Annotated in this window: 18 protein-coding genes; 9 read left to right on the top strand and 9 right to left on the bottom strand. The window is 71.8% G+C overall.

What is annotated here, in order from left to right; all coding sequences use genetic code 11:
• Window positions 1-164: 164 nt before the first annotated feature.
• Window positions 165-1,946, bottom strand: coding sequence for a bifunctional 3'-5' exonuclease/DNA polymerase (locus ACQEU8_RS23220; protein ID WP_433104137.1), 1,782 nt, complete (start codon window positions 1,944-1,946; stop codon window positions 165-167).
• 137 nt (window positions 1,947-2,083) lie between these two features.
• On the opposite strand from ACQEU8_RS23220, the gene ACQEU8_RS23215 reads away from it, so the two are divergent.
• A complete protein-coding gene (locus ACQEU8_RS23215; RefSeq protein ID WP_433104135.1) occupies window positions 2,084-2,359 on the top strand; it encodes a GlsB/YeaQ/YmgE family stress response membrane protein in 276 nt (91 codons plus the stop codon).
• A 110-nt stretch (window positions 2,360-2,469) separates the two neighbouring features.
• Here the strand turns inward: ACQEU8_RS23215 and ACQEU8_RS23210 are convergent, their stop codons facing one another.
• The gene (locus ACQEU8_RS23210) at window positions 2,470-3,753 is read right to left on the bottom strand and encodes a glycoside hydrolase family 18 protein (protein WP_433104133.1); all 1,284 of its coding nucleotides are present in this window, start codon (window positions 3,751-3,753) and stop codon (window positions 2,470-2,472) included.
• Between the two features lie 351 nt (window positions 3,754-4,104).
• On the opposite strand from ACQEU8_RS23210, the gene ACQEU8_RS23205 reads away from it, so the two are divergent.
• Together ACQEU8_RS23205 and ACQEU8_RS23200 are read left to right on the top strand one after the other, a co-directional pair.
• Complete coding sequence (locus ACQEU8_RS23205) at window positions 4,105-5,280, top strand: acyl-CoA dehydrogenase (protein ID WP_433104131.1); 1,176 nt, start codon at window positions 4,105-4,107, stop codon at window positions 5,278-5,280.
• 131 nt (window positions 5,281-5,411) lie between these two features.
• The gene (locus ACQEU8_RS23200) at window positions 5,412-6,347 is read left to right on the top strand and encodes an endonuclease/exonuclease/phosphatase family protein (protein WP_433104129.1); all 936 of its coding nucleotides are present in this window, start codon (window positions 5,412-5,414) and stop codon (window positions 6,345-6,347) included.
• A 45-nt stretch (window positions 6,348-6,392) separates the two neighbouring features.
• Here the strand turns inward: ACQEU8_RS23200 and ACQEU8_RS23195 are convergent, their stop codons facing one another.
• The 3 genes from ACQEU8_RS23195 to ACQEU8_RS23185 all read right to left on the bottom strand — a co-directional run bounded on the left by ACQEU8_RS23195 (window position 6,393) and on the right by ACQEU8_RS23185 (window position 8,797).
• Entirely contained in the window at window positions 6,393-7,079 is a 687-nt protein-coding gene (locus ACQEU8_RS23195) for a hypothetical protein (protein ID WP_433104127.1), read from the bottom strand.
• A 156-nt stretch (window positions 7,080-7,235) separates the two neighbouring features.
• A complete protein-coding gene (locus tag ACQEU8_RS23190; protein ID WP_433104125.1) occupies window positions 7,236-8,291 on the bottom strand; it encodes a Gfo/Idh/MocA family protein in 1,056 nt (351 codons plus the stop codon).
• Window positions 8,292-8,383: 92 nt separating this feature from the next.
• Window positions 8,384-8,797, bottom strand: coding sequence for a hypothetical protein (locus ACQEU8_RS23185; RefSeq protein WP_433104123.1), 414 nt, complete (start codon window positions 8,795-8,797; stop codon window positions 8,384-8,386).
• A 237-nt stretch (window positions 8,798-9,034) separates the two neighbouring features.
• Between ACQEU8_RS23185 and ACQEU8_RS23180 the strand changes: the two genes are divergently transcribed.
• From ACQEU8_RS23180 to fxsA, 5 genes are all read left to right on the top strand, one after another.
• Window positions 9,035-9,475 carry an Lrp/AsnC family transcriptional regulator gene (locus tag ACQEU8_RS23180; protein ID WP_433104121.1) on the top strand — a complete coding sequence of 147 codons (441 nt, stop codon included), beginning with the start codon at window positions 9,035-9,037 and terminating at the stop codon, window positions 9,473-9,475.
• 90 nt (window positions 9,476-9,565) lie between these two features.
• Window positions 9,566-11,206: an amidohydrolase gene (locus tag ACQEU8_RS23175; protein ID WP_433104119.1), complete on the top strand. Its 1,641-nt coding sequence runs from the start codon at window positions 9,566-9,568 to the stop codon at window positions 11,204-11,206.
• 792 nt (window positions 11,207-11,998) lie between these two features.
• Window positions 11,999-13,828, top strand: a complete 1,830-nt coding sequence (gene lnt, locus ACQEU8_RS23170) for an apolipoprotein N-acyltransferase (protein ID WP_433104117.1) — start codon at window positions 11,999-12,001, stop codon at window positions 13,826-13,828.
• Entirely contained in the window at window positions 13,825-14,628 is an 804-nt protein-coding gene (locus ACQEU8_RS23165) for a polyprenol monophosphomannose synthase (RefSeq protein ID WP_433104115.1), read from the top strand. The genes lnt and ACQEU8_RS23165 overlap by 4 nt, the downstream gene beginning before the upstream one ends.
• A gap of 35 nt (window positions 14,629-14,663) precedes the next feature.
• Complete coding sequence (gene fxsA, locus ACQEU8_RS23160) at window positions 14,664-15,341, top strand: FxsA family membrane protein (RefSeq protein ID WP_433104113.1); 678 nt, start codon at window positions 14,664-14,666, stop codon at window positions 15,339-15,341.
• Between the two features lie 99 nt (window positions 15,342-15,440).
• On the opposite strand, the gene ACQEU8_RS23155 is transcribed toward fxsA, so the two are convergent.
• Window positions 15,441-15,830, bottom strand: a complete 390-nt coding sequence (locus ACQEU8_RS23155) for an RNA polymerase-binding protein RbpA (protein WP_209238044.1) — start codon at window positions 15,828-15,830, stop codon at window positions 15,441-15,443.
• 313 nt (window positions 15,831-16,143) lie between these two features.
• The gene (locus tag ACQEU8_RS23150; RefSeq protein WP_433104109.1) at window positions 16,144-17,550 is read right to left on the bottom strand and encodes an MFS transporter; all 1,407 of its coding nucleotides are present in this window, start codon (window positions 17,548-17,550) and stop codon (window positions 16,144-16,146) included.
• Window positions 17,551-17,749: 199 nt separating this feature from the next.
• Between ACQEU8_RS23150 and ACQEU8_RS23145 the strand changes: the two genes are divergently transcribed.
• The gene (locus tag ACQEU8_RS23145) at window positions 17,750-18,586 is read left to right on the top strand and encodes an alpha/beta fold hydrolase (protein WP_433104107.1); all 837 of its coding nucleotides are present in this window, start codon (window positions 17,750-17,752) and stop codon (window positions 18,584-18,586) included.
• A gap of 19 nt (window positions 18,587-18,605) precedes the next feature.
• On the opposite strand, the gene ACQEU8_RS23140 is transcribed toward ACQEU8_RS23145, so the two are convergent.
• Window positions 18,606-19,409: a glycerophosphodiester phosphodiesterase gene (locus tag ACQEU8_RS23140; RefSeq protein WP_433104105.1), complete on the bottom strand. Its 804-nt coding sequence runs from the start codon at window positions 19,407-19,409 to the stop codon at window positions 18,606-18,608.
• 73 nt (window positions 19,410-19,482) lie between these two features.
• Complete coding sequence (locus ACQEU8_RS23135) at window positions 19,483-20,199, bottom strand: YczE/YyaS/YitT family protein (protein ID WP_433104092.1); 717 nt, start codon at window positions 20,197-20,199, stop codon at window positions 19,483-19,485.
• Window positions 20,200-20,210 lie beyond the last annotated feature (11 nt).

Genomic DNA, 20,210 nt, shown 5'->3' with positions numbered 1-20,210 from the left:
GGCGGGCTGGCTACGGCGCGGCCAGGCGTACGGCGGCCGACGCACGGCGTCCGATGCACGAGGCCCGATGCACGAGGTCCGACGCACGGCGTCCGGACGTACGGCGGCCATGCCCGGACCGTTCGCCGTCGGGGCGGGCGCTGCCCGTCCCCGGCCCGGGTGCCTCACTTCGCGTCGGCGTAGCACTCCACTACGGCCGTGGTGAAGGTGAACCGCACGGGCGTCGGCCCGAACGCGGCGACGGCGGCCTGCTCGCCGGCCGCGGTGATCGCCTCCCGTACCTCGTCCGCCTCCTCGGCGGGGCAATGCACGATGACCTCGTCGTGCTGGAAGAACACCAGCTCAGCGGCGAGGTGCGCGAGCCGCTGCCGCAGTGCGGCCAGCATCAGCACCGCCCAGTCGGCGGCGCTGCCCTGCACCACGAAGTTCCTGGTGAAGCGGCCCCGTGCCCGCGCGGCGCCCGGCCCGCCACCGGCCGCACCCTCCGGTTCGCCGCCGGTGCCCGCACCCTCACCGGCCTCAGGCCCCGTACCGCCCCCGTCCTCCCCGCTGCCGTCACCGTGGCCCAGGGGAGGGCAGGTCCGGCCCAGATGGGTACGGACCAGGCGGCCCTCCTCGCCCGCGCGGGCCGCCTCGTCCACATAGCCGACGGCAGCGGGGAACCGTCTTCGCAGCGCCGCCAGGTTCTTCAGCCCATCACCGCTGGTCTGGCCGTAGATCGCGCCGAGCAGCGCCAGCTTGGCCTGGTCACGGTCGCCCGAGAAAGCCCGCTCCGACAGCGCGGTGTACAGATCCCGCTCGCCGCTCGCCACCGCCATCAGGCCCGGATCCCGCGAGACGGCCGCCAGCACGCGCGGCTCCATCTGGTCGGCGTCCGCCACCACCAGCCGCCACCCCGGGTCGGCGACCACGGCCCGGCGCACCACCTTCGGGATCTGCAAGGCGCCGCCCCCGTTGGTCGTCCACCGGCCGGAGGCCGCACCGCCGGGCACGTACTCGGCGCGGAAGCGCCCGTCCCGCACCCAGGACCGCAGCCAGCTCCAGCCGTGCGCGGTGTAGAGCCGGTACAGCTTCTTGTAGCGCAGCAGCGGTTCGACCGCGGGGTGGTCGACCTTCCGCAGCTCCCAGGCCCGGGTGGAGCCCAGCCGGACACCGGCGCGGGCGAAGGCCTGCAGTACGTCCGCGGCCAGGTCGGGCCGCACCCGTACGCCGGGTCCGAACGCCTGTGAGATCTCCTCCTCCAGCTCCACCAGGCGTCGGGGCAGCCCGCTGCCCGCATACCGTTCGCCCAGCAGCTCGTCGAGCAGCTCCCGGTGGATCTCCGCGCTCCAGGGCACGCCCGCGTGCGTCATCTCCCCGGCCACCAGGGTGCCCGCCGACTCCCCGGCCAGCAGCAGCCGCATCCGGTCCGGATACTCGGTCCGCGTGGTGCGCTCGAGCTGCTCCGCGTACACCTCCAGCAGCGCCTCCAGCGGATCCACCCCCTCCGGCAGCGGCACCGGTCCCGCCTCGAACAGCGAGGGCTGCGGATCCGTCTCCCGCGGGGCCGGCTGCCGGTCCGGGGGCACCGGCCGCCCGTGCAGCCGCGCCCAGGCCGCGGGCAGCGAGCGGGGCTCGCCGGCTCTGCCCTCGTGGCCCAGCAGCAGGGCCTCCGCCGCCTCCACGTCGTAGCACCGCTCCGCCCGCACCCCGGAGGCCAGCAGCGCGGGCTGGATCTGCGGCGTGGCACGCCACACCCAGCGGACCGTCCCCGGCCGCGCCCGTACGGCAGCTGCCGCCGACTCCTCCGTACGGACCGGGCCCGCCGGCCGGCCCTGTGCGTCGAGCGGGCACACCCGCACCCGGTCACCGTCCGCCGGGACCAGCGCCCACCGGCCTGCGGCAGGCGTCGTACGGCTCCCGGCGGGTGTCTCCCGCAGTGCCTGCCGAACCCCCGTTTCGTCCATGTTCGGAGTGTCTCAGCCGCCTCTGACAACGCCCCCGGCCGAGCCGGTCCCCGCGTCACGCCCCGGGCATGCGCATATCTCCCGCATTTCTGGACACTCGTCGGCAGCAGAGCGTCCTTCGGGCTGAGAGGGAAACCATGGACATATCGGGTCTCATCAGCGCGCTCGTGGTCGGTGTCATCATCGGTGCGCTCGGTCGGCTGGTGCTGCCGGGCAGGCAGCAGGTGGGGCTGCTGTGGACGATCGTGGTCGGCATCGTCGCCGCCCTCATCGGCACCGGTATCGCGGATGCCGTGGGTGTCGCGGACACCAGGGGGTTCGACTGGATCGAGCTGCTCATCCAGGTCGCCCTCGCGGCGGTCGGCGTCGGCGCGCTGGAGCGGGCACGCGGGGGCGGACGGGTGCGCCGCTGACGACGCGGACGCGGCCCCACGGTCCGTCGCCGCTGACGACGCGGACGCGGCCGAGGCCCCGCGGTACGTCACCGCGGGGCCTCAATGCGATGCGCCGAGCACCTTCTGTCCTACCGGATGGACTTGATCAGCTCTCCGTTCGGGGTGTCACCGCTCAGCTCCCAGAAGAAGGTGCCGCCGAGGCCCTGTTGGGTGGCCCAGTCACTCTTGGTGCCGATCGTCTCCGGGGTGTCGTAGCTCCACCACTGGTTGCCGCAGTGTGCGTAGGCGGTGCCGCCGACCTTGCCGGTGGCGGGGCAGCGGGTCTTGAGCTCCTTGTAGTCCTCGATGCCCTGCTCGTACTTGCCGGGTGCCGGACCCGTCGCCTTGCCGCCGGGCTCCGACTGCGTCACCCCGCTCCAGCCACGGCCGTAGAACCCGATGCCGAGCAGCATTTTGTCGTTGGGGACGCCCATCAGCTTGAGCTTGGCGATGGACTCCTGGGTGTTGAAGCCCTCCTTGGGGATGCCCTCGTACTTGTTCAGGGGTGAGTGCGGCGCGGTCGGCCCCTCCCTGTCCCAGGCGCCGAAGTAGTCGTACGTCATCGGCAGGTACCAGTCGACGTACTCGGCTGCCGCCTTGTAGTCGGTGGCCTCCATCTTTCCGCCCTTGGAGGCGTCGGCGGTGATCGCCGCGGTGACCAGCTTGTCGCCGAACTTGCCACGCAGCGCCTTCATCATCTTCGCGAAGGCGTCCCGACCGCTGGTGTCACAGCTGAGGCCGCAGGCGTTCGGATACTCCCAGTCGATGTCTATGCCGTCGAACAGCCCCTTCCAGCGGGAGTCGTTGAGCAGGTTGTAGCAGGACTCGGCGAAGGCCTCCGGGTTCTTGGCCGCCTCACCGAAGCCGCCGGACCAGGTCCAGCCGCCGAACGACCAGAGCACCTTCAGATTCGGATGCTTCTGCTTGAGCTTCAGCAGCTGGTTGAAGTTGCCGCGCAGCGGCTGGTCCCAGGTGTCGGCCTTGCCGTCCACGCTCTGGTCGGCGGTGTACGCCTTCTCGTAGTCGGCGTAGCTGTCGCCGACGGTGCACTTGCCGCCCTGGACGTTGCCGAAGGCGTAGTTGATGTGGGTGAGTTTGTCGGCCGAGCCCGAGGTCTCGATGTTCTTGACGTGGTAATTGCGCTGGTAGACGCCCCAGTTGGTGAAGTATCCGACCGTCTTGCCTGCAGCAGCACGCGATTTCGCGGCCGGTTTCTGTCGCACGTCCGTCCCGGCCGACGCGTTGGACGCGAGCAGCGTCGCGGCGAGGGCCGCCGCGCACAGTGCGCCCAGGAGGCCGAAGAGGCCGCGGCGGCGGGTCGGGCGGGGGCGTCTGGAGGGGCGGGAGTGGTGTCTTCTGTCCGATCCGAGCATGGTCACCTCGCGTGTGGGGTGCGGGGGGTGTGGTGCCGGTCGTACGTCCCGGGAATGTAGGAGGACTAGACCAGTACGTCAATGGTTCGGACCAATCTCGTTGTTGCTGGGCACCGCTCTGCCAAGCGGCCCCGATCACTTCGGTTCAACCCCGCTCACCGGTGACGCGCCACGCTCGATCGGGCATACTCCAACTCGCCGCAGCCGCTGGTCAGCCACCCTCGCGACCCGACGGTGCAGTATCACGGCAGGGGCAGCGGCACCCCCGGTCCGCCCACGGGCCGGTGTCCCTCGGCGACCCGCCACACCCCGGCGCCGTCGCCGCAGTCCTGACCCGAAGGAGAGCGCGCCATGCCTAAGGACGGTCCGCAGCCGGTGGAACGTGAACTGCCCACCGACGAGGCACGCGACCTGTTGGGCCTCGTCCGCGATCTGGTGCAGCGGGAGATCAAGCCGGTGGCGGCCGAACAGGAGGCCGCGGGCGTCTTTCCCCGCGAGACCTTCCGGCTGCTCTCCGAGGCAGGGCTCCTGGGCCTGCCCTACCCGGAGGAGTACGGCGGTGGCGGCCAGCCCTACCAGGTCTATCTCCAGGTCCTCGAGGAACTGGCCGCGGCACGCCTCACCGTGGGGCTCGGCACCAGCGTGCACTCCCTCGCCTGCCATGGACTGGCCCACTTCGGCAGCAAGGAACAGCGCACCGAGTGGCTGCCCGACATGCTCGGCGGCGGCCTGCTCGGCGCCTACTGCCTCTCCGAACCCTCCTCCGGCTCCGACGCCGCCTCGATGCGCACCCGAGCCGTCCGCGACGGAGACATGTGGACGCTGAACGGCACCAAGGCGTGGACCACCCACGGCGGCGTCGCCGACTTCTACACCGTGCTCGCCCGCACCGGCGAGGAGGGGCCGTGCGGCATCACCGCGTTCCTCGTCCCCGCCGACACCGAGGGGCTGAGCGCCGCGCCGCCCGAGCACAAGATGGGGCTGAACGGATCGCCTACGGCGCAGCTCCACTTCGACGGGGTCGGCGTGCCCGACAGCCGCAGACTCGGAGACGAGGGCCAGGGCTTCACCGTCGCCCTCTCCTCCCTCGACTCGGGCCGGCTGGGCATCGCGGCCTGCGCCATCGGTGTCGCGCAGGCCGCGCTGGACGAGGCGCTGGCCTATACGGCGGAACGCGAGCAGTTCGGCCGCCCCCTCGCGGACTTCCAGGGGCTGCGCTTCATGCTCGCCGACATGGCCACCCAGATCGAGGCCGGGCGCGCCCTCTATCTGGCGGCGGCCCGGCGGCGCGACGCGGGGCAGCCGTTCGCCCAGCAGGCGGCGATGGCCAAGCTGTTCTGCACGGACACCGCCATGCGCGTCACCACGGACGCGGTGCAACTCCTGGGCGGGTACGGCTATACGACGGACTTCCCCGTCGAGCGGTACATGCGTGAGGCCAAGGTCCTGCAGATCGTGGAGGGCACCAACCAGATCCAGCGCATGGTGGTCGCCCGGCACTTGGCGGGCCCGGAGAGCAAGGGCTGAGCCAGGAGCGCGGAGTGCTGAGCGGCTGCGGATCGCGTTCGCGTCTCGTACGCGTACCGGCTACTTCCCCCTCACCCGGCGGTCTGAGAATCTCCCGGACATCGCGTACCGCCCACAGCTGGAGGCGCCATATGTCCGCAGCCGTACCGCACTTCACCCGCCGCCGCGGCATCCGTACGGCCGCGGCGGCGGCCCTGGCGCTGCCCCTCGCGGCGCGTGCCGCGACCGCGCACGCCGCCACGGCCCAACCCGCGCCTGCGGACGAGCAGCTAAGAGCCGGGGGCACGGCAGCGCTCCGCACGATGACCTTCAACCTGCGCTTCGCCTCCGACACGCCGCCGCACAGCTGGCCCGAGCGCCGGTCCGTCACCCGGGCGCTGCTCCGCCGCGAGCGGCCGCATCTGATCGGCACCCAGGAAGGGCTGTATCCGCAGCTGAAGGACATCGCGGCGGATCTTGGCCGGGAACGGTACGACTGGCTCGGCATCGGCCGCGCGGGTGGCAGCCGGGACGAGTTCATGGCGATCTTCTACGACGTCCGGCGGCTGCTGCCGCTCGAGTACGACCACTTCTGGCTCTCCGACCAGCCCGCCCTCATCGGCTCCGCCACCTGGGGCAACACCGTCGTCCGGATGGTCACCTGGGCGCGGTTCCGCGATCTGGCAACCGGGCGCGAGCTGTACCACCTCAACACCCACCTCGACCACCGGAGCCAGCCCTCGCGGGAGCGGTCGGTGGCCCTCGTCAACGAGCGCCTCGCCGGGCTCGACCCGGAGCTTCCGCGCCTGGTGACGGGTGACTTCAACGTCCCGGCGCACGGCAACCCCGTCTACGACACGCTGCTGGCCGACGGCAAGCTCACCGACACCTGGGACACCGCCGAGAGCCGCAGCAAGCTGTACGGGACCTTCCACGGCTACCGGCCGCTGGTCCCCGACGGCGACCGCATCGACTGGATCCTCGCCTCACCCGGCGTCCGCGTCCGGCATGCCTCGATCAACACCTACGAGCGCGACGGCCAGTACCCGAGCGACCACCTGCCGGTGCAGGCCCTGATCGAGCTGTAGCCCGCCACCGGGCCCCGCACCGGGGCCCGGCAGGCATCCTCCGGCTCAGCTGCGGGCGGCGTCCCACACGTCCCTGGCCACATCCGCGCTGAGTGCCACCCGCACCAGCCCGGCCGCCAGCGGCGCCAGCTCGTTCTTCTTCACCATCGAGGCCAGCTTCTCGGAGGACTTCGGCAGCCCCAGCCGCTCGGCGCCCTGCAGCGCCTTGTCGTCCAGATAGGGCTGGTACTCGGGCCACACCGCCTGGGCCTCCCGCAGGAAGATCGCCACTCCCATGGGGCCGATGCCGGGCACCTCGCGCAGACCGCCCTCGACATCGCCGCTCTTGCGCAGTTTGCGCAGGTCGCCGCCCCACCGGTCCAGCAGCAGCTCGGCGCCCTTGCCGAGCTGGGTCGCGGTGCGCTCGTCGTAGCGGCGGTAGCCGCCCTCGCCGAGGGCGTCGACCCGCTGCTGCCAGGTGGCCTCCATCATCCGCTTCGGATCCTTCATCCCCGCCTTGATCAGCGCCCGCGCGCTTGCCACCGCGATGTCCGCGCGAATCCGTGCGCTCAGCAGCAGGGACAGCACCAGCAGCTGGTAGAGCGGCTGCGGAGTGTCACGTAGCGTGATGCCCGCTTCCTCCGCGTAAGTCGTCCCATGCCGTTTCAGCAGCTCCCGTACCAGAGCCTGCTGCTGGTTCTGCTTGGTGGTCGTTTTGCTCGTCCTGCTCTTCGTGCTCGTTTTCGCAGCCATAACGCCTCCTCGGCACCCGGGTCACCAGCCGTACGGGATCCCACGCGGGCCCGTACGGAGTTACCCGGTCAGCTGTTCCTCACCGGCGCCCGGCCGAAAACGCACCCGACGGCCGCGCCGGACCATGGGGCGGCTCACCGCCCGACCACCGACGTCTCACCACTCGGCCACCTTCGGCACCGGCACCGGAACGGAGCCCTCCGCCAGCGAGCGGGCGCCGGCCACCCCGACCAGGGAGGCGGCGACCGCGGCCCGGACCGGCACCCGGGGCGGCGCCCCCTCGGTCACCGTCCGCCGGAACGCCTCGACGACCAGCGCGGTGCCTGCCTCCATCGGATCCACGACTTCGCCGTACAGCGTCGTCCGCGGCGGTCGGCGTATCTCGTCCCGCAGCGAACCGCCGTTCGCCCAGGGCTCGTTGCGCAGCCGTATGGACCAGGCGTCCTCGCCCGGCGCACGCAGCGACTCCGCGAGCCCCCGGCTGCCGCGTACCGACAGCCACGACCAGTGGCTGTCCGGCTCGCCCTGGAGGAACGTCTGCCGGGTGAGCGCCAGCGCCCCGGTCGACAGCCGGGTCACCAGCACCACCGCCCTCGGGCGCTCGCTCGGCGCCACCGGGTGCGCGGTGACTTCCACGGGCCAGGCGCCGGTCACATCCAGCACGGGGGAGAGAGTGTGGGTGCAGTACGCGGTGGGGGCGATCCGGCCGCGCCAGTGGGCGGGGTCGCCCACCATCTCGACGATGTCCTGCGGAGCGAGGCCGTGCACATAGTCGCACTCGATCAGCTCGACGGAGCCGATCTCGCCGTCCGCGACCAGCCCGGCGACCGTACGCACATGCGGGTGCTCGACGTAGTTCTCCGCGAACGAGTAGCTCGCCGAGGACTTCTTGGCGGCCTCGACCAGCGCCCTGCCCTCCGCCTCGGTCACGCACGCGGCGCACTCGCTCAGCACGTGCACTCCCCGCCCGAGGAAGGCGATGGCGGGCTCGGCGTGCACGTCGAAGTCATGGGCCAGGACGACCGCCTCCACATCGGCGGTCACCAGCTCCTGCCAACTGCGCGCCGTACGCGCCGCGGGGAACTCGGCGGAGGCCGCAGCCAGCAGTTCGGCGTCGGGATCGCACAACGCCGCCACCTCGAACCCCGCGCGGGCACACCAGCGGGCGAGCACCAGCCCGCGCCGCAGCCCCACCACCAGCAACCGTTTCATACGGTCACCTTGGCCGGGCCCGCCGAACGGGACAACCGAATTACCGGCGGGCAGCGGCGACTTGGCTGCGGTGGTGAATCAGTTACGTGGTGTCAGGCACTGACGGGGCGGTGGTCCGGGCGGCCCGCGTGGGAGAACGGCTGGGTGCGCCAGTCCAGTCCCTCGGGCAGCGTGAGCAGTTCACTGACCGCGCGCTCACGGGTCTCGCTGTCCCAGGGTGTGGCATCCCGCACCGGCCGGCCCGAGCCCTGGCACACCGTCAGTCCGAACGGGTCCCAGGGTGAGGCGCACAGCCCGTGGCGCGGCAGTTTCTCCTCGTGGGTGAACACCGCGATCGCCTGGCGGCATTCGGGGCACTTGACGCGGAGACCTTCGTACATCTCGTCCTCAACGACCGGTCCTGTCAGCTCGGTGGAGACGTCCTGGCCGTCCGGGGAAGCGGCCGCTTGGTTCTCGGGCGTCTCGTCGTACCGGCGAGCGGAGTGGGCGGACTTCGTCGTGCGCATGTAATCCCCCTCGATGGAACGGCCGGGCGACTGGGCTCCGGCCACAGCAAGCACTTCCCGCCGTGCCAGGCGCATAATCGCCCGGAGCGGGAGGACGCGGGTGCATATGTGTGGCCTTCGTCACATGCCCGGGGCCCGTGCGTTCGCGGCCGACGCCCGCTCACGGCGGCGCACCGCCCGCTCGTGCCGGAGCGTTCTCGCTGCGCCCGGCGCGCGGGCGCAGTACCGTGATCCGCTGTGGAGGAACTCGACCGTCAGATCGTGGAACTGCTCGTCAAGGACGGGCGGATGAGCTACACCGACCTGGGCAAGGCCACCGGCCTGTCCACCTCGGCCGTGCACCAGCGGGTACGCCGCCTCGAACAGCGCGGTGTCATCCGCGGCTATGCCGCGCTGGTGGACGCCGAGGCGGTCGGGCTGCCAATGACGGCGTTCATCTCCGTCAAACCGTTCGACCCCAGCGCCCCGGACGACATCGCGGACCGGCTCGCGGACGTACCGGAGATCGAGGCCTGCCACAGCGTGGCGGGGGACGAGAACTACATCCTCAAGGTGCGGGTGGCCACCCCCATCGAGCTGGAGCATCTGCTGGCCCGGATCCGCAGCCTCGCCGGGGTCTCCACCCGTACGACCGTCGTGCTGTCCACCCCGTACGAGGCGCGCCCGCCCCGCATCTGAGGCGCCCGCCCCGCTCCCGGCGCTGCCCCCCCCGCGGCGTCACCCCGACCCCGTGCGAGGAGGGAGCCCGGGGAGCGGGAGACTGGTGCCATGAGCGACAGCACAACCCCCTCACGGGCCCGCACCCTCCTGCTGCGCGGGGGCGAGGTGCACAGCCCCGCCGATCCGTTCGCGACCGCGATGGTCGTGGAGGGCGACAGCATCGCCTGGATCGGCTCGGAGGGGGCTGCCGACTCCTTCGCCGACGGCGTCGACGAGGTGGTCCACCTCGACGGCGCGCTCGTCACACCGGCCTTCACCGACGCCCATGTGCACACAACCGCGACCGGCCTCGCACTGACCGGCCTCGACCTGTCCGGCGCGCCCACGCTCGCCGACGCGCTCGCCAAGGTGCGTGCGTATGCGAAGGACCGCCCCGGCGACCCGGTGCTGCTGGGCACCGGCTGGGACGCGCACGCCTGGCCCGAGCAACGGCACCCCAGCCGCGCCGAGCTGGACGAGGCAGGCGGTGGGCGACCGCTGTACCTGACCCGGATCGACGTCCACTCCGCGCTCGTCAGCACGGCCATGCTCGACCTCGTCCCCGACATCACCACCCGTGAGGGCTACCAGCCCGGTGCGCCGTTGACGGGCGAAGCTCACCACGCCGTACGGGAGGCCGCGTACGCCACGCTCACCCCGCGGCAGCGCACCGAGGCCCAGCGCGCCGCCCGCGCCCATGCCGCCTCGCTGGGCATCGGGGCGCTGCACGAGTGCGCGGGGCCCGAGATCTCCGGCGAGCACGATCTGCGCGGGCTGCTCGCGCTGGCCGCCGAGGAGCCGGGCCCCCGCGTCCACGGGTACTGGGCGGAACTCGTCACCTCCGCGAAGGAAGCCGCCCGCGTCGGCGAGCTCGGCGCCATCGGTGCCGCCGGTGACCTCTTCGCGGACGGCTCTCTCGGCTCCCACACGGCGCATCTGAGCGCCCCGTACGCGGACGCGCCACACACCAACGGCAGCGCACAGCTGGACGCCGAGGCGATTGCCGCGCACGTCGCGGCCTGCACCGAAGCGGGGATCCAGGCCGGGTTCCACGCCATCGGCGACGCCGCGCTGCGAGCCGTCACCGAGGGGGTGCGCCGCGCCGCCGAGACCGTCGGCCTCGCTCGCGTCCGGGCCGCCCGGCACCGGGTCGAGCACGCCGAGATGCTCACCGAGCACACCATCGCCGAGTTCGCCGACCTCGCCCTCACCGCCTCCGTCCAGCCCGGCTTCGACGCCGCTTGGGGCGGCGCGGACGGTATGTACGCGCGCCGCCTGGGTGCCGAACGCGCTGCCACACTCAACCCGTACGCGGCCCTGCTGCGCGCCGGCGTCCCGCTCGCGCTCGGCTCGGACAGCCCCGTCACCCCGCTCGGGCCCTGGGAGGCCATTCGCGCCGCCGCCTTCCACCACACCCACGAGCACCGGATCTCCGTCCGCGGCGCGTTCACCGCGCACACCCGCGGCGGCTGGCGCGCCCTCGGCCGCGACGACGCCGGCGTGCTGGTCCCCGGTGCCCCCGCGGACTACGCGCTGTGGCGCACCGGGCCACTGGTCGTACAGGCCCCCGACACCCGGGTCGCCAACTGGTCCACCGATCCCCGGTCCGGCACCCCGGGGCTGCCCGATCTGACACCGGGCGGTCAAGTCCCGGTCTGTCTGCGGACGGTGGTGAGCGGACGTACGGTCTACGCACGGCCGGACGAGTGATGTACGAGACGGCGATACGGCCGAACGAGACCCCCTCCGCCGGTCGACGTGACGCCGCCTTCTCCGCACTGACCTGGTATTTCGCCGAAACACCCCAGGTAACCGGGCTGTTGACAATGATTGCCCGAAGCCCGGTAGGTTCAGCCGCGTCCACCACAGGACGTCCGACCGGGGATCTTCCGCGCTGTCGTCGAACGCCGCTGGGCCACGGGGTGGTGTACCGCACCGGCGCACCACCACTGCGAGCCAGGTCCAGCGCCCGCGGCACGGGGACAGATGGTTTCCGCCGGTCGGCGGGTGTGACCCGGGACGGGGCCGGGCGCTCAGTAGACAACGGCTTTCGGACGATCCGCAGCCAGCGGGTCCCAGGTCGGCCCGAAGGGCGCCGGGTCCCTGTCCGGGACGGGATTGGCCGGACGTTGTGGTTGCGGGGTTCTTTCCTTTCGCCGGACCCTCGCCGCTGTGGTTGCTCGCCGTTGCGGCGGTAATTGTTCTGGGGGCTTCGCCCCCAGAGCCCCCCGCTGCCGGGTTGGAGGGGCACCCCTTCAGGGGCGCGGGGAACTGCGCGCGCGACCACGATGGTGGGCCGGTCGCCGGGCGTCCGAACCACCCGAGCTCTGCGGCGCATTGCACTGACGGGGCAACCCGTCACGCTCCGCGATGCGGCAAACACGGTTCCGATCCGCCACCCCGCGCTTTCCCACCGCTTTACGGTCCCGGGCCCCGCACGGGCCCGGGACCGTTGTACCGTCGGCTCACACCATCGCACGACCTGCTAGGAAGGCCGCGACCTTGGCATCGGGCCCCGAGACCACCCCCGCCTCCGCCCCGGACGACCCCCGGGAGCGGAAGGCGGCACCCGCCGCGCGGCGCAGCACTCCAGGTGAGTCGGCGCGCGCGAGCAGCGCCGACACGAGCAGTAACGTCTCGGCGGACGCCGAGCAGTCGGCGAGCCGGGATGCCGGGCGCCCCGGCCGAATGCGCCGGCTGGCGGCCCTGGCGCGGCGCGAAGCACTCCGTACGGGACTGGCCGCGGTCAGCGGTGTGGCCCTCGCGTTCGCCTTCCCGCCGTACGGGATCTGGCCGCTCTCGATCGTGGCCGTCGCCGCGCTGAGCCTGCTCACCCGTGGCCGCACCGGCCGCCAGGGCGCGTGGCTCGGATTCGCGTTCGGCTGGCCGTTCTTCGTCGTCCTGCTCAAGTGGCTGCACGTCGTCGGCTGGGACGCGACCATCGGACTCGCCTTCATCCAGGGCCTGTTCATCCTCGGACTCGGTGCAGGACTCGCCCTCACCTCGCGGTTGCCCGCCTGGCCGCTGTGGGGCGCCTGTCTGTGGCTGACCGAGGAATTCCTGCGCGACCGGCTGCCGTTCGGCGGCTTCCCCTGGGGACGCCTGGCCTTCGCCAACACCGACTCGCCCTACACCCCGCTGGCCGCGCTCGGCGGCGCCCCGCTGGTGTCCTTCACGGTCGCCCTGACCGGCACGCTGCTGGCCGCCGTCGCGCTGACCGGCCTGCAACTGCGCTCGCACTCGGCGCGCACCACCCGCGCGTACGCCACCGGGGCCGGCGCCCTCGCGCTCGCCGGGGCGGTCACCGCCGCCGGGTTCGCGGTGCCGGTGCCGACCAAGGCTGCCGACACCGTGCGCATCGCGGTCGTCCAGGGCAACGTCCAGCAGCCCGGCATGCACTTCCTCGGCCGCCCCATGCAGATCCTCAACAACCACGTCGAGGCCACCCTCGACCTGGCCGAGCGGATCAAGCAGGGCAAGGAGCCCAAGCCGGATCTGGTGATCTGGCCGGAGAACTCCTCCGACCTCGACCCCTACAAGTGGCCCGAGGCGGGTGACCGCATCGACAAGGCCGTCAAGGCCGTCGGCGTCCCCGTCCTGGTCGGTGCCCTCGTCGACCACCCGACGAAGGAGGGCTACGTCGAGAACCAGGGCATCGTCTGGGACCCGAAGAAGGGCCCCGGCGCCTCCTACACCAAGCAGCACCCGGTGCCGTTCGGCGAGTACGTCCCCTTCCGCGACCAGCTCAGCAAGGTGATCACCCGCCTCCAGCAGGTCCCCCGTGACTTCTACCCGGGCGACCACACCGGCGTCCTCCAGACCGGCCCGGCCCGGCTCGGCGACGTGATCTGCTTCGAGGTCGCCTACGACGAGATCCCCCGCGACACCGTCAGGGACGGAGCCCGCGCGCTCGTCGTCCAGACCAACAACGCCACCTACGGCCGCACCGGCCAGCCCGAGCAGCAGCTGGCGATGTCCAAGCTGCGCGCCGTCGAGCACGGCCGCGCCGTGGTGACCGCTGCGACGAGCGGCATCAGCGCCATCGTCGCGCCCGACGGCACCGTGCAGCAGCGTACGGACGAGTTCACCCAGGACGTGCTCACCGGGAACCTGCCGCTGCGCGACGAGATCACCCTCGCCGACCGCGTCGGTGCCGCTCCCGAATGGGTGATCGCTATCGTGGGCGTGCTCGCCTGCGCCGGAGCCTGGCTCCTGGGCCGCAGGAGGCGCGGCGCCCGCACCCCGACCGGTACGCAGGCGCCGGCCGCCGGCCACGGGGACGGCATCGACGAGCAGGACCGACAGGCTCAACCGGAGGGGCAGCACCAGTGACGGACGGCGGACAGCGGCGGTACGGCCCGCTGGGAACGGCCCTGGTCATCATCCCGACCTACAACGAGGCCGACAACATCCAGCCTGTCGTCTCCCGGGTACGCGAGGCGGTGCCCGAGGCGCACATCCTCGTCGCGGACGACAACAGCCCCGACGGCACCGGCAAGATCGCCGACGAGCTCGCCGTCGAGGACGAGCAGGTGCACGTCCTGCACCGCAAGGGCAAGGAAGGCCTCGGCGCCGCGTATCTGGCGGGCTTCCGCTGGGGCATCGACAACGGCTACGGCGTGCTGATCGAGATGGACGCCGACGGCTCCCACCCGCCGGAGGAGCTGCCCCGGCTGCTGACCGCGCTGGGCGGCGCAGATCTGGTGATCGGCTCGCGCTGGGTGCCGGGCGGCCGGATCGTCAACTGGCCCAAGTCCCGCGAGTTCCTCTCGCGCGGCGCCAGCACCTACTCCCGGCTGCTCCTGGACGTCGACGTACGCGATGTGACGGCGGGCTTCCGTGCCTTCCGCAAGGAGACCCTGGAGGGCATCGGGATGGACTCCATCGCCTCCCAGGGCTACTGCTTCCAGGTGGACCTCACCCGCCGCACCGTGCACGCCGGATATCACGTGGTGGAGGTCCCGATCACCTTCGTCGAGCGGGAGCGCGGCGACTCCAAGATGAGCCGGGACATCATGGCCGAGGCGCTGTGGCGGATCGCCGCCTGGGGCGTCGAGGACCGGGTCAAGAAGGTTCTCGGCCGCGGCGAGAGCCGCCAGGACAGCAGCGGAGACGGCCGCCGGGAGAGCTGATCCCGGGCCTACGCGGCACCAGGCACACTGGAAGAATGACGACGCGCGCACCCTTCCCGTACGAGCCCCAGGGAGAGGACTCGGGCGGTGCAGACGGCGGCCCGGGGCAGGGAGCCGGGGCCCGCTCCGGCGGGCAGCCTCAGCCCCGGCCGCCTCGTAAGGTCCGTACGCTGCTGCCGCTGGCCGTCGCGGCGTGGGCCGTGCTGGAGATCTGGCTGCTCACCCTGCTCGGCCGGGCAGCGGGCGGGCTGACGGTCTTCCTCGTACTCGCCGGTGGCATCGTGCTCGGCGCCGCCGTGATCAAGCGGGCGGGCCGCCGTGCCTGGCGCAACCTCACCGATACGGTGCAGCGCGCCCAGGAGCAGGCGCGCGGGGGCGGTGAGCCCGGTGACAAGCCCGCCGCCGAGAGCCGTGGCGGCAACGGAATGGCGATGCTCGGCGGACTGCTGCTGATGGTCCCCGGGCTGGTCTCGGACGCGGCGGCGCTGCTGTTCCTCTTCCCGCCGACGGCCAAGCTGCTGCGCGGCTCCGTGCAGCGCTCCCTGGACCGCCGCAGCGGCTTCCCGCCCGGCACCCTCGGCGACGCCTACCAGCAGGCGCGCACGGCCGAGCAGCAGGTGCGGATGCACCGGCCCGACGGCAAGGTCGTCCAGGGCGAGGTCGTCCGCGAGGACGAGCGCGGCGCTTCGCGGGAAGCCGACGACAAGCGCTGAGCGCTCTGGCGCAACAGCGAGAGGGGCCTGGGTTCACGCGACCGCGTGAACCCAGGCCCCTCTCGCCTGTCTCTCTCGCTCAGTGTGCGCCCGTCCTGATCAGGCGGACTTGCGCTTGCTTCCGCTGTTGTCGTCGCGGGGGTGCACCGCCAGGTTCATCGTGCCGGAGCGCAGTACGGCGAGCCGCTCGGCGAGGACTTCCTCGAGCTCCTCGCGGGTACGCCGCTCCATCAGCATGTCCCAGTGCGTGCGCGCGGGCTTGCCCTTCTTCTCCTCCGGACCCTCGCCGTCCACCAGGAGCGCCTGTGCGCCGCACACCTTGCACTCCCACTCGGATGGAATCTCGGCCTCTACCGAGAACGGCATCTCGAAACGATGGCCGTTCTGGCATGCGTACTCCACGGCCTGGCGCGGAGCCAGGTCGATACCGCGGTCGGTCTCGTAGCTGGTCACCACGAGTCGCGTGCCGCGAAGAGCTCGCTCACTCATGAATTCGTGCCTCCCGGGCTGGTCGCCCACAGGACAGGTGTCGCTGTCGTCGTCATCCGGTCAACGTCCGGCCGCCGGTGAAGATTCCCGCAATCGGGAGATCGCCCACCCGTCACGCACCTCCAACCGTGACCGGAGGGCTGCGCGCCGCTGCTCCTTCGTGCCGCCGCTTCGTTGATCTGCGGTACCCCCCGGTGACCGGTTTGTCACAACTGACAGAAGATGTCACCCACTGTTCGCATCTCTTCGGCGTGCAGTAACGGTCCATCCCGGTGGGCCAAAGGCGTACACTACCGGCCCAGCACCCACAGGTCTAAATCCGTTCCGGTGCGACATTGCCCACGGCCGCTGCCGCACGTTGTACGGGTACCCGCAGCAGCAGCGCGAAACCGAGCACGAAGAAGACGACCAGCGACAGGATCGCGTTCCGGTAGTCGCCCGTCAGCTGGTACGCCAGCCCGAATACGAGTGGCCCCAGCCAGCTGGTCCCGCGGTCGCTGATCTCGTAGAGCGCGAAGTACTCGGCTTCCTTGCCGGCCGGTACCAGGTGCGAGAAGAGCGAACGGGAAAGCGCCTGACTGCCGCCCAGCACCAGGCCGATGCCCACCGCCAGTGCGTAGAACCAGGCGGGATTCTCGCGCGGCAGGAAATATCCGGCACCCACTGTCACCGTCCATGCCACCAGCGACGCCAGGATGGTCCGCTTGGCGCCGTAGCGGGCCGCGAGTCTGCCCAGCAGCAGGGCGCCTACCACCGCGAGGATCTGCACCAGCAGGATGGCCCCGATCAGCGTCGTCTGATCCAGCCCCAGCCCTTCGGAGCCGTAGACCGACGCCTGGGTGATCACCGTCTGGATGCCGTCGTTGTAGAGCAGATACGCCAGCAGGAACAGCAGGGTGAGCGGGTAGCGGCGCAACTGGCGCAACGTTCCCGCCAACTGGCGGAACCCCTGGCCGAACCCGGCCCGCCCGGTCCCGTCCGGGACGTGTGCGGCTGCCGGACGCTCCCGCAGCCGCAGCAGCGGAACGACGGTGAAGACCGCCCACCACAGTCCCGCGGAGGCCAGACAGATCCGTACGGCTGTCGACTCCGCGACGCCCAGTTTCGCGTGCCCCAGGAACAGCCCCAGGTTCGCCACCAGCACCAGTGCGCCCGAGCCGTAGCCGAAGGCCCAGCCGCGCGAGGAGACCGCGTCGCGCTCCTCGGGCGCCGCTATCTGCGGCAGGAAGGCGTGGTAGAGCACGATGGAGACGGCGAAGCTGACGTTCGCCACCACCAGCAGTACACCGCCCAGCAGATAGCGGTCGCCGTCCAGGAAGTACATCCCTGTCGTGGCCCCGGCGCCCAGATAGGCGGCGATGCCCAGCAGTGGCTTCTTCCGCCCCGTGCGGTCGGCGAACGCCGCGGCGAGCGGCATCACCAGCACCGACAGCAGTACGGACGCCGAGACCGCGTACGGAAAGAACGACCCGGCGCGCACCGGGATGCCCAGGGGGTGCACATAACCGTCCGCGTCGGCCGCGGCCTTGGTGACCTCGGTCAGATACGGGCCGAGGAAGACGGTGAGCACACTCGTGGAGAAGACGGAGTTCGCCCAGTCGTAGACGTACCAGCCGCGCTGCTCGCGGCGGCGTTCCCGAAGCTGCGCCAACTCCCCGGAATCCGCGCCCTCTTCAGGTGCCTGCGGTGTGTCCGGCGCATCGGATGCGACCGTTCCCATCCCCGTTCCTCCCCGTTGAACCGTCCTGCCGTCCGGCGCCGGCGGCCTCGAACGAACGCGGAACCCGAACGATCTTCGCAACCGGTGCGGGGAGACTACAGCCCGGCTGCGGCGGCCGGGAAAGTCGCGCGCCACCGGCCGCCCGGCCTGGCATCCTGGCCGCGCCCCGAACCGTCCGGAACCGAGGAGTCGGCACATCATGCCCGCAGCCCGCGACCAACCAGCAGCCGATGGCGAGGAGTTGTCCGAGCGCTACGCGGACATCGGCGGCCGCCGCATCGCCTTTCTGGACAGTGGCGGCCCGGGGCCCGTACTGCTCGCCCTGCACGGGCACTTCGGGCGCGGCCGGATCTACGTCCCGCTGGCCCGCGCGCTCGCGGGCCGCTACCGGGTCATCGCACCCGACCAGCGTGCGCACGGCCGCTCCGACCGTGCCGAGGATTTCTCGCCCGAGGCGTATGCCGACGACGCGGTGGCCCTGCTGGACGTGCTCGGTATCCGTACCGCCGCGGTGCTGGGCCACTCCATGGGGGGCGCTGTCGCCTTCGTGCTGGCGGCTCGTGCCCCGGCGCGGGTCGGCGCGCTGCTCGTCGCCGATATGACCGTGCTCAACCAGGAGCCCGAGGCGCATCCGGTGCTCGACTGCTCATCCTGGCCGCGCCGTGCCGCCAGTCGTGAAGCGCTCGGCGCCGCGATCGAGGCGCACGGAATTCCGGACGCGGGCTACTTCCTGCAGAGCGCGGCGCGGTTCGAGGACGGCTGGGGCCTGCTGTTCGAGACCGGCGACATGATGGCCTCGCAGCGCGCCTTCGCGGGCGACCTCAGCGCCCACTGGCGCGCCTCCGACCAGCCCGCGCTGCTGCTGCGCGCCGAACACAGCTTCATGCTCTCCGCGCGGACGGCGCAGCGGATGGCTGCCGAGCGCCCGCACACGGAACTGGTCACCTTCCCCGGCTGCGGGCACTGGCTGTACGAGGACGACCCGGACGGCTTCGCCCGCGCGGTCGGCGGCTTCCTGGACCGGACGCTCGGCTGAGGCCGCACTCCGGGGGCCGTCACTGCTGGGGCCAGGCGCCGCGTGCGGCGAACACGTCGCGCAGCATCTCCAACTGGTCGGTCATGATCCCGTCCACGCCCAGCTCCAGCAGGGCAGCGGCGCGGGCCGGATCGTTCACCGTCCACACGTGCACCCGCAACCTCCGTACGTGCGCGGCCCGTACGAAGGCACTGTCCACCACGCGGACGATGCCGTGCCGTTCGGGCACCTGTGCGCACCCCGCCCCTGCAGGCAGCCGCCAAGGGAGCCGGTAGGAGCGCATGCGCAGGGCGAGCACCCCGCCGGTGCCCAGGGAGGTCAGCAGCCGGGGACCCGCCAGGGCCCGCGCCCTGGCCACCCGCGCCTCGGCGAACGACCCCACGCACACCCGGTCCCAGGCCGACTCGCGCTCCAGCAGCTCCAGCAGTGGGACGAGCGCGCTGTCGGTCTTCACATCGACGTTCCAGCGCGCGTGCGGGAAGGCGCGCAGCAGATCGGCGAAGAGTGGCACAGGTTCGCGCCCGGCGACGCGCGCCCGGCTCACCTCCGCCCAGCTGAGCGCGGCAAGGGGGCCGCTGCGGTCGGTGGTGCGGTCCAGGCCGGAGTCGTGGAACGCCACCAGCGCGCCGTCCGCCGTGGTGTGCACGTCGGTCTCCAGATACCGGTAGCCGAGCTCGACGGCGCGGGCGAAGGCCGCGTGGGTGTTCTCCAGTCCCGAGGCCGCACCGCCCCGGTGCGCGAAGGCCAGCGGCTTGGCGGAGGCCAGGAACGGATGGCCGGAACCGGGGAAGTGGCGGCCCTTGGGCGTTCGTACGTTCGTCACCGCGGCAGTATCGCTGTCGCGGTGACCGCCGCGGGACGGGTGTCATCGCGGCGCGGCGTCGCGCGGTCCCTCGTCAGCTTCGCGGGGCCGGGCGCTCCTGCTGGCCCTCGCCCCGGGCCACCACCCGGGACGTCTCGCCCGTTCCTGTGCTGCCCGGCAGGGCGAAGAAGCGGAGGAAGAACTGGGCGAGGGGGCCGATGGCCAGGGCGTACAGCACGGTGCCCACGCCGGCCGAGCCGCCCAGCAGGATCCCGGTGACCAGGACCACGACCTCGATTCCCGTGCGCACCAGCCGGATCGAGCGACCTGTCATCCGGTGCAGCCCGGTCATCAGCCCGTCGCGGGGGCCAGGACCGAAGCGGGCCGAGATGTAGAGCCCTGTCGCGGCACCGTTCAGCACCACTCCGCCGAGCAGCAGCGGGATGCGGTAGGCCAGTGCGTCCGGCTGCGGCAGCAGCCACAGCGTCGCGTCCATCGACAGGCCCACCAGGAAGACGTTGGAGACCGTGCCAAGGCCGGGACGTTCACGCATCGGCCACCACAGCAGCAGCACCACGGCCCCGACGATGATCGAGACCATGCCGATGGACAGTCCGGTGTGCTCGGAGACGCCCTGGTGGAAGACGTCCCAGGGGTCCAGCCCCAGCCCCGCACGCACCATCAGTGCCGCGCTCGCTCCGTACAGCAGCAGTCCCACGTACAGCTGCGTGAGACGACGGACCAGATGCGTGCCAGAACCCCTCGATATGGACAAAGACCTACCCCTTCTCGTGCCAGTGGACTGTTTCATGGCACCCTGTG

It is taken from the genome of Streptomyces sp. CA-250714 (genome assembly GCF_050936705.1).
Taxonomy (GTDB): domain Bacteria; phylum Actinomycetota; class Actinomycetes; order Streptomycetales; family Streptomycetaceae; genus Streptomyces.
This window is presented reverse-complemented; position numbering and strand designations above follow the sequence as displayed.

Excerpts from the sequence above, each read along its gene's own strand:
- ACQEU8_RS23220 (WP_433104137.1), bottom strand. The coding sequence starts at position 1,946 with ATGGACGAAACGGGGGTTCGGCAGGCACTGCGGGAGACACCCGCCGGG.
- ACQEU8_RS23215 (WP_433104135.1), top strand. The coding sequence starts at position 2,084 with ATGGACATATCGGGTCTCATCAGCGCGCTCGTGGTCGGTGTCATCATC.
- ACQEU8_RS23210 (WP_433104133.1), bottom strand. The coding sequence starts at position 3,753 with ATGCTCGGATCGGACAGAAGACACCACTCCCGCCCCTCCAGACGCCCC.
- ACQEU8_RS23205 (WP_433104131.1), top strand. The coding sequence starts at position 4,105 with ATGCCTAAGGACGGTCCGCAGCCGGTGGAACGTGAACTGCCCACCGAC.
- ACQEU8_RS23200 (WP_433104129.1), top strand. The coding sequence starts at position 5,412 with ATGTCCGCAGCCGTACCGCACTTCACCCGCCGCCGCGGCATCCGTACG.
- ACQEU8_RS23195 (WP_433104127.1), bottom strand. The coding sequence starts at position 7,079 with ATGGCTGCGAAAACGAGCACGAAGAGCAGGACGAGCAAAACGACCACC.
- ACQEU8_RS23190 (WP_433104125.1), bottom strand. The coding sequence starts at position 8,291 with ATGAAACGGTTGCTGGTGGTGGGGCTGCGGCGCGGGCTGGTGCTCGCC.
- ACQEU8_RS23185 (WP_433104123.1), bottom strand. The coding sequence starts at position 8,797 with ATGCGCACGACGAAGTCCGCCCACTCCGCTCGCCGGTACGACGAGACG.
- ACQEU8_RS23175 (WP_433104119.1), top strand. The coding sequence starts at position 9,566 with ATGAGCGACAGCACAACCCCCTCACGGGCCCGCACCCTCCTGCTGCGC.
- fxsA (WP_433104113.1), top strand. The coding sequence starts at position 14,664 with ATGACGACGCGCGCACCCTTCCCGTACGAGCCCCAGGGAGAGGACTCG.
- ACQEU8_RS23155 (WP_209238044.1), bottom strand. The coding sequence starts at position 15,830 with ATGAGTGAGCGAGCTCTTCGCGGCACGCGACTCGTGGTGACCAGCTAC.
- ACQEU8_RS23150 (WP_433104109.1), bottom strand. The coding sequence starts at position 17,550 with ATGGGAACGGTCGCATCCGATGCGCCGGACACACCGCAGGCACCTGAA.
- ACQEU8_RS23145 (WP_433104107.1), top strand. The coding sequence starts at position 17,750 with ATGCCCGCAGCCCGCGACCAACCAGCAGCCGATGGCGAGGAGTTGTCC.
- ACQEU8_RS23135 (WP_433104092.1), bottom strand. The coding sequence starts at position 20,199 with ATGAAACAGTCCACTGGCACGAGAAGGGGTAGGTCTTTGTCCATATCG.